The sequence below is a fragment of the Acinetobacter sp. TW_SC_4 genome, from assembly GCF_054861205.1.
In genome coordinates this window covers 1,061,871-1,076,868 of record NZ_CM142174.1, presented here as the reverse complement: position 1 = coordinate 1,076,868, position 14,998 = coordinate 1,061,871, and the positions used below count along the sequence as shown (strand labels likewise).

At 42.1% G+C, this 14,998-nt stretch carries 12 protein-coding genes and 1 pseudogene; 6 read left to right on the top strand and 7 right to left on the bottom strand.

The window, feature by feature from the left end; translation table 11 throughout:
• Positions 1-118 precede the first annotated feature (118 nt).
• Both ACWM1W_RS05090 and ACWM1W_RS05085 read left to right on the top strand, forming a co-directional pair.
• A pseudogene (locus tag ACWM1W_RS05090) lies at positions 119-958 on the top strand (TauD/TfdA dioxygenase family protein).
• A gap of 300 nt (positions 959-1,258) precedes the next feature.
• Positions 1,259-1,588: a four-helix bundle copper-binding protein gene (locus tag ACWM1W_RS05085; RefSeq protein WP_005234894.1), complete on the top strand. Its 330-nt coding sequence runs from the start codon at positions 1,259-1,261 to the stop codon at positions 1,586-1,588.
• Between the two features lie 93 nt (positions 1,589-1,681).
• On the opposite strand, the gene ACWM1W_RS05080 is transcribed toward ACWM1W_RS05085, so the two are convergent.
• Together ACWM1W_RS05080 and ACWM1W_RS05075 are read right to left on the bottom strand one after the other, a co-directional pair.
• The gene (locus ACWM1W_RS05080; RefSeq protein ID WP_034170051.1) at positions 1,682-2,698 is read right to left on the bottom strand and encodes a 2-keto-3-deoxygluconate permease; all 1,017 of its coding nucleotides are present in this window, start codon (positions 2,696-2,698) and stop codon (positions 1,682-1,684) included.
• A 152-nt stretch (positions 2,699-2,850) separates the two neighbouring features.
• Positions 2,851-4,368: a UxaA family hydrolase gene (locus ACWM1W_RS05075; protein ID WP_005234887.1), complete on the bottom strand. Its 1,518-nt coding sequence runs from the start codon at positions 4,366-4,368 to the stop codon at positions 2,851-2,853.
• Positions 4,369-4,528: 160 nt separating this feature from the next.
• On the opposite strand from ACWM1W_RS05075, the gene ACWM1W_RS05070 reads away from it, so the two are divergent.
• Positions 4,529-5,407, top strand: a complete 879-nt coding sequence (locus tag ACWM1W_RS05070; protein WP_034170052.1) for a LysR substrate-binding domain-containing protein — start codon at positions 4,529-4,531, stop codon at positions 5,405-5,407.
• Between the two features lie 52 nt (positions 5,408-5,459).
• On the opposite strand, the gene sthA is transcribed toward ACWM1W_RS05070, so the two are convergent.
• Positions 5,460-6,875, bottom strand: coding sequence for a Si-specific NAD(P)(+) transhydrogenase (gene sthA / locus ACWM1W_RS05065; RefSeq protein ID WP_005234884.1), 1,416 nt, complete (start codon positions 6,873-6,875; stop codon positions 5,460-5,462).
• A gap of 217 nt (positions 6,876-7,092) precedes the next feature.
• On the opposite strand from sthA, the gene lipA reads away from it, so the two are divergent.
• The 3 genes from lipA (at position 7,093) to ACWM1W_RS05050 (ending at position 11,522) form a co-directional block, all read left to right on the top strand.
• The gene (lipA, locus tag ACWM1W_RS05060; RefSeq protein ID WP_004782741.1) at positions 7,093-8,106 is read left to right on the top strand and encodes a lipoyl synthase; all 1,014 of its coding nucleotides are present in this window, start codon (positions 7,093-7,095) and stop codon (positions 8,104-8,106) included.
• 351 nt (positions 8,107-8,457) lie between these two features.
• Positions 8,458-10,962, top strand: a complete 2,505-nt coding sequence (locus ACWM1W_RS05055) for an acyl-CoA dehydrogenase (RefSeq protein WP_375725987.1) — start codon at positions 8,458-8,460, stop codon at positions 10,960-10,962.
• Between the two features lie 167 nt (positions 10,963-11,129).
• Positions 11,130-11,522, top strand: coding sequence for a carboxymuconolactone decarboxylase family protein (locus ACWM1W_RS05050; RefSeq protein WP_208462047.1), 393 nt, complete (start codon positions 11,130-11,132; stop codon positions 11,520-11,522).
• A 120-nt stretch (positions 11,523-11,642) separates the two neighbouring features.
• Here the strand turns inward: ACWM1W_RS05050 and ACWM1W_RS05045 are convergent, their stop codons facing one another.
• The 4 genes from ACWM1W_RS05045 to rutC all read right to left on the bottom strand — a co-directional run bounded on the left by ACWM1W_RS05045 (position 11,643) and on the right by rutC (position 14,970).
• Complete coding sequence (locus ACWM1W_RS05045) at positions 11,643-12,482, bottom strand: NAD(P)-dependent oxidoreductase (RefSeq protein ID WP_005234878.1); 840 nt, start codon at positions 12,480-12,482, stop codon at positions 11,643-11,645.
• Positions 12,483-12,533: 51 nt separating this feature from the next.
• Positions 12,534-13,895, bottom strand: a complete 1,362-nt coding sequence (gene rutG / locus ACWM1W_RS05040; RefSeq protein ID WP_208462045.1) for a pyrimidine utilization transport protein G — start codon at positions 13,893-13,895, stop codon at positions 12,534-12,536.
• A gap of 33 nt (positions 13,896-13,928) precedes the next feature.
• Entirely contained in the window at positions 13,929-14,444 is a 516-nt protein-coding gene (gene rutF / locus ACWM1W_RS05035) for an NADH-dependent FMN reductase RutF (RefSeq protein WP_461603314.1), read from the bottom strand.
• 145 nt (positions 14,445-14,589) lie between these two features.
• Positions 14,590-14,970 (bottom strand): pyrimidine utilization protein C, encoded by a 381-nt coding sequence (rutC, locus tag ACWM1W_RS05030; protein ID WP_208462043.1) that lies wholly within the window; start codon positions 14,968-14,970, stop codon positions 14,590-14,592.
• Between the last annotated feature and the right edge of the window lie 28 nt (positions 14,971-14,998).

The window sequence follows — 14,998 nt, the reverse complement described above, 5'->3', positions numbered from 1 at the left end:
AATTCAATCATTTAGATATTTTTATCCGAATTTTCATAAGTTTAGCAATTCTTGTGATTTTATTTTTGCTCTGGATTTTTTTAGATTTTCTACAACAAGAAAATTCAGAGACTTTCCAATGACAAGCTTGACCCAACTTTCACAAGCCATTCACGATGCACCACGCTGGCATCAGCAAGATCAGTTCCAGAATACTGATGAAATTAAAATTGTTCCGCAGGCAGATCAAGCGCTAGGCGCAGTGGTTTATGGCCTCGATGCCCGCAAAGCCCAATCTGGTGAAATCATCCTGCGTCTGAAGCAAGCTCTGGCCGAACACTTGATCCTGATCTTTAGAAACCAAAGTCTGGATGATCTACAGTATCTTGCCTTTGCCACCTATTTCGGTTCAATCTTCCGTCCAGATGCTGACACGCCAGTGCTAGCTTCTAAAACCGATACGGGCCCCCCATCTGATGTCGTACCAGTTTCCAATGCAGTCGGTCAAGGGGATTACACCGGCCATGGTGAACTTGCACCGCATGCCGATCACCAGTGGACACCCCTACCAGTTACAGCTCATTACCTATAATCCATTTGTGCGCTTCCAAAGCAATAAAGGTGGTAATGCTTATGCGGGTAATATGCCAAGGTATCGCTTTAAAGATGAGCCAATTTTAGGTCACGCCTACCCGCACCCACTGGTACGTACCCATCCTGAATCTGGCGTAAAGCGCTTTGGTTAAATACCCATACCGAAGTTGAGCTGGTGAATTATGACGATCAGGCAGGCAGTGAACTGATTGCAAAATTACGTGAACATGTCTTAAAACCTGAATTCGCTTATGAGCACAATTGGGAAGCAGGCGATATCGTGTTCTGGGATAATCAGGTTACTCTACATTCACGCCGTCCTTTCCCCGCTGATCAACGCCGTTTATTAAAACGGATCAGCTTGGCAGGTAGTCGTCCATTTTAATCTCCATAAAAATATAATAAAGAGAAAGGTTATTTAAGCCTTCGACAATAACGACTCATCATGTAGATTTTCCGCCATTGAGGAATGACCACCTCAATGGTTTTATTTTTAAATCTTCAATCATCCTATTTTGGCAATATCAGGAGAGATGCTTTGAATTAAATTTTTTAGAAATACAGCTTTTAACAAAATCGGTAATTAGATTACTTTTTCTCACTCAAACTGCCTAGTGTATTTTTCCTTTTCTGCTTAGCGTATTAAAAAACAAGCGATTGCTATAGCTGCAAAAAGGAGAAGAAAATGAACGAGATTCAATTTTCAGATTGTGTCCGCGCATGTATGACTTGCTCGCTGGCCTGTACCAACTGTGCCAGTGCCTGCCTGAAAGAAGAAGATTTAGAAATGATGCGGGAATGTATTCAGCGCTGTCTGGACTGTGCTGATCTGTGTCAGCTCTGCGCCCGCATGCAACAAAAGCAATCTCCATTTATGAAAGAGATTTGCGAGCTATGTGCTAAAGCTTGCGATTATTGTGTAGAAGAATGTGGCCATCATGAGGATGATCATTGCCAGCAATGTGCAGAAGCTTGCCGTCGCTGTGCTGAAGAATGCCGCAAAATGGCAGCTTAATTTCCAGCATTACTGGCTAGATTGAACTTTTTCAATTTAGAAAATAAAAAACCCGCAAATCGAACTTGCGGGTTTTTCTTATTATTTAAGATTTTAGGTATCTGTAATTTTGGAAAATTCTGCTTTAAACTCAGTTTTTTTAGCTCTTATATCATCAATTTTATAAGCAAACTTTTTAACCCATAAAGATGTAAGTAAAGGCACGATAATTGCTGAAATAACTACGCAGGCTGCAATTAAAGTAGTTGCTGCTGGTGCCACAACCTCAAATTGTGGGGCTACCTGAGCAATAAGCATTGGTGTAGCGGCTGCAGAACCTGCTGTACTAGATGCTGCTATTCCTGCTGTACCATTACCTTTGGCCAAAAATATATCTGCTGGTATTAAAAAGAGAGCCGAAATCAAGACAACAGTAACACCTAGAATAATTCCAGGTAATCCAGTTTCTAGAATTAGTCCAAAATTAATACTATTACCCAGAGCAAAACCAAAAAATGGAATCATTACTTTCGCTGCAGGAGCAAAAAAGTCTCTCATTTTTTCATCTAGATTGCCTAATAAGAAACCACACAAAAATGGTAGAACCACTCCTACTAGAGCGGCAGGATGAAAAGAAGCAACACCAGCTGAACCTAAAATAAGCATAGTAAATAAAGGGCCAGACTCAATTCCAATGAGTGCGCCTGCTGCTGCCTCTTCTTTAGTTCCATATTCTGACGTTAATGAAGAGTAAAGACCAGCATTGGTCATATCAAATGCAACCACTATAGCTAAAATAGAAAAACCCGCAAATAGCGGAGTATTCAACATTTCATCTGGCTGCATGAGAGAACCTAAAACTAGAGCTAACATCCAGGCAATAAATAATTTTGCACCGATAACGGCTCCTGCTTTTCTGACGACAGTGGCAGTAGCACGAACATTAATAGAAGCCCCTAAGCAGAAAGTCCAGACTCCTAAAATTGGTACAGCCCCTGTAATAATTCCCTTAGTAAATGAACCAAAATATTCAGCAGTATCTGGTGCAAATGTATGAATTGTTGCACCAATTAAAAGTGGAATTAGCATCATTCCACCAGGTACTTTATCTATAAATTTTTTAATTTCCATTTTAAAAACTCCCTCGAATTCCATCCTGAAGAGTTATGGTTTTGATAAAGCAATACTGATCTTAATTATTTTGAAACTATTTTTTAAAATAGAAAGATATTTATTGCGGCTGTGGAGATCAAAACCATTACTCTTATTGAGCAATTTCCTTTTTACATTTGTGCACCGATCATCCAAGGTACAAATTCTTCTCCACCAATTCCTAACGCTTCACTTTTACTTTTCTCACCCGAGGCTACACGAATAAACATTTCAAAAATTTCTTGACCTTTTTCTGCCACATTTGATGTTCCGTCCATAATATTTCCACAATTAATATCCATATCATCTAGCATCCGATCATACATAGCAGTATTCGTTGCAATTTTGATTGAGGGTGAAGGTTTAGCACCAAAACAAGAACCACGTCCTGTCGTGAAGGCAACTAAATTTGCCCCACCGGCAATTTGGCCAGTAGCTCCCATAGGGTCATAACCTGGTGCATCCATGAATACCAAGCCTTGTGTGTCAATAGTTTCCGCATAACGATACACACCTTTTAATGGTGTTGAACCACTTTTTGCTACCGCACCCAGTGACTTCTCTAGAATAGTAGTAAGACCGCCCGCCTTATTTCCAGGAGTAGGATTATTATCAATACTACCTTTTTCACGATCAGCATAAGCTTCCCAAGAATGAATCAACTCTACTAATTTATGACCTACTTCATTATTCACCGCCCGACGTGTTAATAGATGTTCTGCACCGTAAATTTCTGGAGTTTCCGATAAGATTGCTGTACCGCCATGTGCAACCAAATGATCAACAGCTACACCTAGGGCAGGATTAGCAGTAATTCCAGAGTATCCATCGGAGCCACCGCACTGCAGAGCGACACATAAATGAGATAATGGTAGCGGCTCTCGGCTCACTTGATTTGCTTCAGGTAAAATTTCTTGCACTAACGCAATCGCCTTATCAATAGTTTTTTGTGTCCCCCCTTCTTCCTGCATAACCAGTGATTTTATTTTACTAGCATATGCTGGATTTTTTGATTGAAGAAGTGGTTTCAACTGATTGGCTTCACACCCTAATCCTATGATTACTACCGCTGCAAAGTTAGGATGCTCCATATAACCTGCAATAGTACGACGTAATTGCTTGAGCCCTTCACCATGATGATCAATACAACAACCAAAACTATGTGATAATGCTACTACGCCATCTACGTTAGGATAATTGTCTATGATTTCTGGGTGGTCAAAATACTGAGCAACTTTTTTTACCACTGTTGCTGAACAGTTGACTGTACTGATTACTCCCACATAATTCCGAGTAGCTACACGTCCATCTGCACGTTTAATTCCTAAAAAATTTCGAGGCTGCAGCGCAGTTGCTATTGGAATTACATTTTCTCCAAACGCGTAGTCACGATCAAAATCAGCTATGGCCAAATTTTGTATATGAACATGCTGACCCGCTAGAATATTCTGGGTAGCAAAACCAATAATCTGACCATAACGTAATACAGCTTCACCTTTGAAAATATCTTTTAGTGCGACTTTATGGGCAGCAGGGATATCTTCTAAAGTAGCAATCTCTTCTGTAATCGGTGTGCGTGATATCAAAGGGCTTTTGGCAATTGCAATATTATCATTCGGATGCAATTGAAGAATATAAGATGTGTTCACTGTTTGCTTCCTTTCTAGTAGCTGGCTGAGTCCATAATGTCTTTATATTTTGCTAGTGCTATCAGATATTAAAATGTCTGATTGAATTCATCATAGTCTTTTTATTTTTGACAATCTGTGATATTTAAAAGACACATTGTTGAATAGGATTGGACAATTTATGCCAGGAAGGATTCCTCCTCTTCATCTTATTTATGCTTTTGAAGCTGTAGTTAGGCATTCATCATTTTCCAAAGCAGCTGATGAACTTAATGTTACCCGTAGTACAATTTCACATCGGATTCAGACCTTAGAAAAATTACTTAATACTGTTTTATTTGAGCGAACTACACGCAAGTTAAATTTAAGTGCTACAGGTGCATCCTATTATCAGTCAGTAAAAAAAGCCCTACATTCACTAGATAGTCTTAATAAAATTAACTCGAATAACCCTCATCAAAAAACAGTTACGCTATCGTCTCCTCCTACTTTCGCAAATATTTATTTACTTCCTCGTTTAAAAGACTTTTTAGAACAGTATCCAGATATTGAGATTGCTATAGAAATTGCAAAATCACAGCTTGATTATGAAATTAGCAAAGTTGATTTTGATATTAGATATGGAACTGGAATCTACCCTGGTATGCAAAGTTATCAGATTAGCCGAGATACTATTTTCCCAGTTGCATCGCCTTATTATGTAAAAATAAAGAATATTCGTTCACCTAGGGATCTTAAAAACTGTGACCTTTTAAGGAGCTATTTAGAGCCTTGGTCACCTTGGTTTACGCAAGCACATTTAGAATGGAAAGAACCTATACAAGGACATCGCTTTGAAGATTTATCTTTACTTTATCATGCAGCACAAAATAACTGGGGTATAGCGTTAGCTAGAGAATCACTAGTAAATAAACTCATTAATCAAGGATCACTCGTACAACTATTTGATATTACAGCGCAGCCTCAATTTCAATATTATGCAATTGTAGACCCGAGGAAAAACATATCTGATGAAGCCCAACTGTTTATTCAGTGGTTATGCCAAAATTATGATAAATAAAAAACCCGCAAATTGAGCTTGCGGGTTTTTGATCTAACCTGAATAAATCAAATTAGAATAAACGGTTCATACCATTCAAGGTTGCCACACGATAGGCTTCCGCCATCGTTGGATAGTTGAATGTAGTTTCCACAAAATACTTGATCGTATTGTTCGGGCTGTTCATGACCGCTTGACCAATGTGGATAATCTCCGAAGCATTATTACCGAAACAATGCACACCTAGAACTTCCAGCGTATCGCGGTGGAACAGGATTTTTAATTCACCAACCGTATCACCGGTAATCTGCGCACGCGCCAGATGACGGAAAGAAGCCTGACCCACTTCATACGGGATTTTTTCTTCAGTCAGCTGCTGCTCAGTTTTACCGATCGAAGAAATTTCTGGAATGGTATAAATACCAGTCGGAATATCAGTTACGGGTGCAACGTCTTGCTCACCGCTCATGTTGGCACCTGCGCAACGACCTTGGTCATAGGCAGCAGAAGCCAATGATGGCCAGCCAATCACGTCACCTGCAGCATAGATATTTTCGACTTCAGTCTGATACTGTTCATTCACGGTTAATTGACCGCGGCTGTTTGGTTTCAGGCCAATATTTTCAAGGCCTAAACCGTCAGTATTCCCTGAACGGCCGTTACACCACAGAATAGCGTCTGCCTTAATTTTCTTGCCGCTTTGTGTATGCAGAACGACATAATCATCAGAAGTTTCAAGGAAGTCGATCTGTTCATTATGACGGATCAATACACCCTGTTCGCGTAAGTGATAAGACAGCGCATCGGAGATTTCATCATCCAGATAGCTCAGCAGTTTTGGTTGGGTGTTGATCAGGTCAACCTTATGTCCCAATCCAATAAAGATTGATGCATATTCACAGCCAATCACACCTGCACCATAAATAATGATTTTTTGGATCGAGAAATCCAGATCCAGAATTTTGTCTGAATCAAATACACGTGGATGATTGAAATCAAGAATCTCTGGACGGTATGGACGTGAACCCGTCGCAATCACCAGTTGCTGGAACATAATGGTTTCTTTTATGCCATCTGGTGTAAATACAAAGATCGTATTTTCGTCTTGAATGTAAGCACGACCATGATAGATATCAATCTTGTTACGGTCATAAAAACGTGAGTGAGTATCCACCTGCTGCTGAATCACTTTATGTGCATTGCGCAGTACCTGTTTCATAGTGAATTGTTTCCATTCACCTACTTTTTGAAACATTGGATCACGTTGATAACGGATGATGCTGGATACCGTTTGACGCAATGCCTTACTTGGAATCGTACCTACGTGTGTACAGTTACCACCCAGCTGTTCACGCATATCTACAATTGCAACACGCTTACCAGATTTGGCAAGTTTCATTGCCGCGCCTTCGCCCGCAGGGCCTGAACCTAGAACTACCGCATCGTACTTAACGAAAGTTCCACTAACGACCTCTTTTTTACGTGGCATTCAACGCTCCTTAAAATTAAAAAATTTTGCTTTAATCTACGCTATATTATGACGTAATTGCTACCAATTTGGTGTATTTAACTTACATATATTGTGTGATAAGAACATTTTTTAAATGAATAATCCTTTTCGCCCTATTTCACCCGAGTTTCGTTATAATTAAAAAAGTGTTAACTTTGATTTATCTCCCTCCTTCAAAACAGTGGAAAAGTTATATATGTCTGAAAACCGTAAACCTGAACAGGGTATCAAACTTCGCGGCGCAGAAAAGGTCGCCCGTATTCCTGTAAAAGTTGTTCCTACGGTTGAAACGCCACGTAAGCCGGACTGGATCCGCGTGAAAATGGCCGCTCCCGAGGAAGTTCAGCGTATTAAAACTACACTTCGTCAGCAAAAACTGCATACCGTATGTGAAGAAGCTGCCTGTCCGAACCTGCCTGAATGTTTTGGTGGGGGTACAGCAACCTTTATGATTATGGGTGATATTTGCACGCGTCGCTGTCCATTCTGTGATGTGGCACATGGTCGTCCAAACGCGCTTGATCCGGATGAACCGCGTCATATGGCAGAAACGATTGCCAACCTAGGTCTGAAATATGCAGTCATCACTTCAGTAGACCGTGATGACCTATTGGATGGCGGTGCACAGCATTTTGTAGACTGTATTAAAGAAGCTCGTGCTTTGAGTCCAAAGACTTTGCTAGAAATTCTGGTACCTGATTTCCGTGGTCGTATGGACATCGCTTTACGCATCATGACTGAATGTCCACCAGACGTGTTTAACCACAACATTGAAACTGTGCCACGTCTGTATAAAGCCATGCGTCCAGGTTCTGATTATCAGCACTCTTTAAATCTGTTGAAAATGTTTAAAGATTATTGCCCAGAAATTCCAACCAAATGTGGTTTGATGGTCGGTATCGGTGAAACTGAAGAAGAAGTTCTCGCTCTGTTAGACGACCTGAAAGCACATGACGTGGATTATGTAACGATTGGCCAGTATCTACAGCCATCTAAACAGCATGCGCCAATCGACCGTTTTGTAACGCCAGAAGAATTCGAACGTTATGCAGAACATGGCCGTAAGCTTGGCTTTAAGAATATCTGGTCAGCACCGATGGTACGTTCAAGTTACTTTGCGGATCGTCAATACTATGGTGAACCGGTTCCAGAAGTACGCCGTAAAGTTGATCCAGCAAAAAAAATCGCTGTACAGGCAATTGAAGCTTAAAATGACTTAGATCAAAGCCCTCTCAAGTAGAGGGCTTTTTTATACCTAACTAAATTTATATTTGTTCACTTTTTAATTATTTTATCTACCCTCTCTTGGAGATTAAGTTATTACTTATCTTCACATTTCTTTGCGTGTTCTCACTTGAAGACTGCGCATTTTTCAAACAATCTCAAAAACAGATAAAACACTTCAATATATCGTTGAAATATTTAATAACGATTGTTCTCACAAGAACAATTGTGAATTTGCCAATTGCTTAAGCGATGTAAAAAAATTGATCAAGTCTTATGAAGACACCTTAGGGAGATCGGCAGCATCACAATTGTATGACCCTGGAGAAATATAACAATGCTATTTATTTTCGCCGTACTTCTTCTCATTGCCAGTTTATGGGCGATTTTCTTTTTTCAACTCTCCCGTACCACTGGTACAATTACCCTGATTGTCATGTCAGTGGTTTGTGCCTTTATCAGTCCTTGGTCACTGATTCTGGGCATTCCTTTGATCCTGATCAGTCTGGTCGTCATGATCGAACCTTTGCGCATGTCTTTCATTTCCAGGCCAGCCTATAAAGCTTTAGCGGATGCCATGCCGAGCATTAGCCCGACAGAACGCGAGGCTCTTGATTCCGGCACCAGCTGGTGGGAAAAAGAACTCTTTATGGGTGCGCCGAACTGGGAAACCTTTAATAGCTATCCCTATCCAAAACTTTCCGTTGAGGAACAGGCATTCTTGGATAACGAAGTCGAAACGCTCTGTAGTATGCTGGATGAATGGGAAATTCATGAGAAGAAAATGCTGCCTGAACATATCTGGCAATATATTAAAGATAACGGTTTCTTGGGACTAATTATTCCCAAAGAATACGGCGGTCGTGCCTTTAGTTCCTTTGCTCAGAGCCGAGTGATGAGCAAAATTTCTTCACGCTCTCTCACTGCTGCTGTGAGCTGTATGGTGCCTAACTCTCTCGGGCCGGGTGAGTTGTTACTACATTATGGTACCGATGAGCAAAAAGATCGTTATTTACCCGGTCTGGCTAAAGGTGAAGAAATCCCATGTTTTGGTCTGACCAGTCCTGAGGCCGGTTCAGATGCCGGTGCAATTCCAGATACCGGTGTGGTCTGCTATGGACAGTTTGAAGGTCAGGAAGTTCTCGGTTTGAGAATGAATTTTTCTAAACGCTGGATTACCTTAGCACCGATTGCCACTGTCGTCGGTCTGGCTTTTAAAATGTATGACCCTGATCATCTACTCGGTGATAAAACAGATTATGGGATTACTTGTGCCCTGCTACCGGCCAATCATGAAGGGGTAAAAGTCGGTCCACGACATAATCCTGGCTCCCCTTTTATGAATGGTACGGTTGAAGGTAAGGATGTATTTATTCCTTTAGACTGGATCATTGGTGGTGTGAAAAATGCCGGTAAAGGCTGGCGCATGCTAATGGAATGTCTAGCGGTTGGTCGTGGTATTTCCCTACCGGCTTTATCTACCTCTAGTGCCGAAATGACTTACCTGAATGTCAGTGCATTCTCGCGAATCCGTCAGCAATTCAAGATTTCGGTGGGTAAATTTGAAGGCGTACAGGAAGCCAATAGCGAAATTGCCAGTGATGCCTATATGCTGGAAGCATTCCGTTATTTAGTGACTTGTGGCTTGAATCAAGGTGGTAAGCCGGCAGTCATGACCGCGATTGCCAAATACTACGCCACTGAGACCATGCGTAAAATCGTCAATCATGGTATGGATGTCGTGGGTGGTCGCGCCATTCAGATAGGGCCTCGTAACTTTTTGGCCTTAAACTATCAAGCCATTCCAGTATCAATTACAGTTGAAGGCGCCAATATTCTGAGCCGTTCATTGATGATCTTTGGTCAAGGTTCGATGCGTTGCCATCCTTATCTGTATGAAGAATTACAGCTTCTGCAAGCTGAAGACCCGAAAGCCGCTCTGAATCCATTCGATACTATGTTGTTTAAGCATCTGGGTTATACCTTTAACCGGACTGCCCGCTCTTTTGCCTATGCTTTTAGCGGGGGTTCAAGTGCTGCGCCACAAAGTGCGGTTGATTTTACCCGTCCTTATTACAAGATTATCAACCGGCTCAGTGCCAACTTTGCCCTGACTGCAGATATGTGTTTAGGTTTATTAGCAGGTGATATTAAACGCAAGGAAATGCTTTCTGGCCGTCTGGCTGATATTCATGCCCATTTGTTTATTGCGACGGCAATTCTGAAATTTTTTGAACATAGTAAAAAAACTGAAGCTGAACGTCTGCATGCACAATTGGCAATTGAGAAATCTTTATATACCGCTCAGGAAGCGTTTTATGACCTGTTTGCGAACTTCCCGGTGGGTGTTGCTGCTGGCATGGTCAAACTCATCTGTTTCCCATTTGGCCGACCTGTCGCGAAACCATCTGACCGACTTAAACAGGAAGTCGCAAATGTCATGATGGAAGATAACACTTTCCGGCAGGTACTGAAAAAGCATGTTTTCTATAGCACGGCGGAAGATGATGTGAATGGTCGTATGGAATCAACCTTCACCATGTTATTGGAGATTGAGCAGCTTTGGGATCGCTTTAAGAAAGCCGAAAACAAAGGTCAATTTAAGGGACTCAGTTTTGCTGATCATGTGGCTGACGCGCATGGACAAGGCTTTATTAATGAAGAAGAAGCCAATAAGTTACTGCACTATAATGCGCGTCGCTATGACAGCATGTTGACTGATGTCTTCGATTTGCATTTACAGGAAGTATTGGAGCTGGAAAATCCTCATATTTCGAAAGCAGATGCAACAGGTACTGATACCTCAGTTCAAAGTGCACCTTCACATTCAACCAGCCCTTAGATAAATTTCTTATCTCAATCGAATCTTGCTTTCCAAAGTGAAGTTATTTCTTGACTTCACTTTGGATATCTCAAGTGGCTATTCAGCCACTTTTTTACGACTATTGCACGATGGTATTTAAGAGATAAAACGTTAAGCTACACCCATAATAAAATTGAGGGTCAATGATGTCACAACAAGATTATGAAAATGGCTTGAAAGTCCGTACTGAAGTGATGGGTGCAAGTTTTGTAAAACGTGCCCAGGACAATACGGTTCCTTTTACTCAGCCTTTGCAGGACTGGATTAATGAACATGCCTGGGGTTCAACCTGGCAACGTGAAGGGGTTTTACCACGTAAATACCGTTCTTTAATTACCATTGCTTTTCTTACCGCGCAAAAAAGCCCGACTGAATTGAAAGGCCATGTTCGTGGTGCTTTGAATAATGGTGCAACAGTTGAAGAAATTCAAGAAGTGCTACTGCATAGCCTGCCTTACTGCGGTGCCCCTGCCACACAGGAAGCCTTCCGTGCAGCGCATGAAGTAATTCAGGAATATCAGGCAAATCAGCAGAATTAAGAATTGCTTAGGCTATTTAACTAGCTTATCAATAATAAAGCCGGGAATTAAAATTCCCGGATTTTTAAATTTTAAACTGATATATCTATAGCTATACTTCTTTAATATTGTTTGAAAAGATTATCCTCTTAATTCAATTTGAGTCCGCTGTTCCAGTCCTTGCACCGCAGCGGAGAAATCCAGCTGACTGGCCTGTGGTTTGGCAATCTGCTGAAACTCTTGCTGAACCAAAGACATTACTGATAAATCCAGTTGCTGTTGCTGTACCAACTCCAAGGCAATGCCAATATCTTTCTGTAATAGATCCAGTGCAAAGGTCTTATTAAATTCACGGCTTAGTACACGCTGTGCCATGATATTTTCCGACATGCTGCTTTTACCACTGGAATGATTAATACAGTTTAGTGCACTGCTTAAATCAACACCCTGCCCTTTCAGCACAGTCAGCCCTTCAGCCAATGCCCATAAGTGAGTCGCCATTAAGGTATTATTCACAGCTTTTACCGCAAAGCCAGAACCGCTTTCTCCCACATATTCAATCAGGCCAGCAAAGGCATCAATGATCGGTTTGGCTCGTTCAAAGGCTTGTTCATTGCCACCCACCATCACAGTTAAAGTGCCTTTTTCTGCGCCAACGGTTTGACCAGAAACCGGTGCATCCAGATAAAAACTGCCTTGTTGCTCCAAGAGCTTCGCCAGTTTCTGGGCAGATTCCGGTACACCGCTGGTACAGTCAATCCAGATTGCACCTTGTTTGGGTGGATGGGCTGCAATCAATGCTTCCACATCCTGACTGGTCGGCAAACAGGAAAAGATAAAATCTGCCTGAACCGCCTGCTTAATACTCACCGCTTGAGTTGCAAAAATTTCAGCATGCGTTACAGCTTTCTGTTCAGTTCGATTCCAGACCCAAACCTGATGCCCGAGTTTTGGCAAATGGGAGGCCATATGCCAGCCCATTGCCCCGAGTCCTAAAAATGCAATTGAATGACTCAAAAAATGCTCCTCATATTAAGCGACTGGCTTAGCCTCAACCTCAGTTACGGTTTCAGCTGGTTCAGATGCTGGCAATTCTTTATCTTCACCACGGTTCAGGAACAGATTGAGTAAGATCGCAGCTAAAGTTGCAGTACCAATACCACCCAGATCAAAACCACCGATCTGCAAGCTATAGTTCCCTGTGCCCATGATCAGACAGACTGCACCAATAATCAGCGTACTGTTCTTGGTAAAATCAACACGGTTATCCACCCAGATTTTCGCACCAGCCACAGTAATCAGACCAAATACGACAATCGATGCACCACCCAACAAGGCCACTGGAATGGTACTGATCACTGCACCGAATTTAGGTGAAAGCCCAAGTAAGATGGCGAAGATACCAGCAAAGACAAATACAGTGGTTGCATAAACTTTGGTGACTGCCATGACACCGATATTTTCGGCATAAGTGGTCATCCCCGTACCACCCACAGAAGCTGATAATGAAGTACACACCCCATCAGCAAAGAAACCACGACCCATATATGGAGACAGGTTTTTACCGGTCATCGCAGAGACTGCCTTAAAGTGCCCTAGATTTTCTGCAACCAAGATAATTGCTACTGGTGCAATCATCAGCATGGCATTCATTTCAAAGACCGGACTTTGGAAATTTGGCAAACCAAACCATGCTGCTTCACTGACCTTAGTAAAATCAATCGCAGGTCCGAAGCCCATCACATTGGTGAAAAGGAAATAAATCAGGTAGGAAGATAATAAGCCCAATAACAATAACAGACGGCGTACCATTCCTCGTGTAAATACAGCAATCACACTGATACAGATAATAGTGATTAATGCCATCCAGGAATCAAACTGGTTCGCTGAAACGCTTTTGATTGCCACTGGAGCCAGGTTCAAACCGATAATCATTACGATCACGCCTGTCACTACAGGTGGCATCAGTTTTTCAATCCAGTTGGTACCGGTTTTCATCACCAGCAGCCCAATCAAGGCATAAACAATACCGCAAGCAATCGTACCGCCAAGCGCCAGTCCGATATTAGGATTCGCTCCAGCTCCGGAATACCCCGTCACTGCGACGACCGCACCAATAAAGGCAAAGCTAGATCCCAGATAACTAGGCAATCGACCGCCCGTGATCAGGAAAAATAAAATGGTACCAATCCCGGTAATAAAAATTGTGAGATTGGGATCAAACCCCATTAATAAGGGTGCCAGCACGGTTGCGCCAAACATGGCAAACACATGCTGTAACCCGAGAATAATACTTTTTCCAGCAGGCAGATATTCATCTGTTTGCACGGGTGTGGTATCGAGATTGCCTTGGTAAGGCTTAAATTTTGGAAACCACGTTTCTTTTTCTTGCATCGGCTTCCCCTCCTTGATTAGGATTGAATTTAATTAGCACATTTTGTGTGGCTCACAGTAAGAACGATTGAAGTACATCAGCGCATTGCCTTGACTCTGGCACATGGCTTTCACCTCACAGAACAGCACGTCATGACTGCCTACGGATAAACATTGGACCACCTCGCAGTCAAAACTGACTAAAGCATCCTCAAGTACAGGTGAATGGGTCACCAAGGTTTTCCAGTTCCCCTGGCTGAAACGCTCTGCGATTGGTGTCTTTCCACCAAACAGATTGGAGAGATGTTGTTGATGTGATGCCAAGGTATTCACACACAACACCTGATTCTTTTTAAAAGTTTCATAAACTGAAGCAGAACGGTTTAGACACACCAGCAACGTTGGTGGTGTATCCGTCACGCTGCATACGGCCGAAGCGGTAAATCCAGCCATTCCTGCATCGCCTTGCGTAGTAATCACATTCACCGCAGCACCCAGATTGGACATGCCCTGACGGAAAATCTGCTGATCGACTTGGGTAAAGATGTCATCTGATGCGTTAGTCGCCAAAACCTTATTTAATGCGTTATTTTCTACAACTGTCTCTGTGATGATTTTAGATAGTTTGGCATTCATGCTGTTCTCCCGCCCCCAAGTCAATATTCAGTTTTAGACTTGGGGCATCTAGTAATGAGATTGAATCAGGTGGATCGGCTTATACATGGGCAATCGAAGCAATTTCGACTAGCGCATCAGGTTTGACCAAACCTGTCTGTACGCAATACCGTGCCGGCTTATCTCCCGGGAAATACTCTGCATACACTGCATTAATCGCAGCATAATCTGCCCAGTCTTTGACAAAGACATGGTTAAACGTTACGTCATCCATGCTGCCACCGGCTTCTTCAATCACACGCTTGATGCTTTCCAGAATATGACGGGTCTGTGCTGCGGCATCACCGACATGCACTACATTATTATTTTCATCAAAGGCCAATGTACCGGACACATACACAATATTATCTGCCTTAGTTGCCGGTACATACGGTGCGAGTGGTTTCGATGTTCCTGCTGGAATAATGATTTCTTTAGGCATACTTTTTTTCCTTAATCCTGATCTTTAA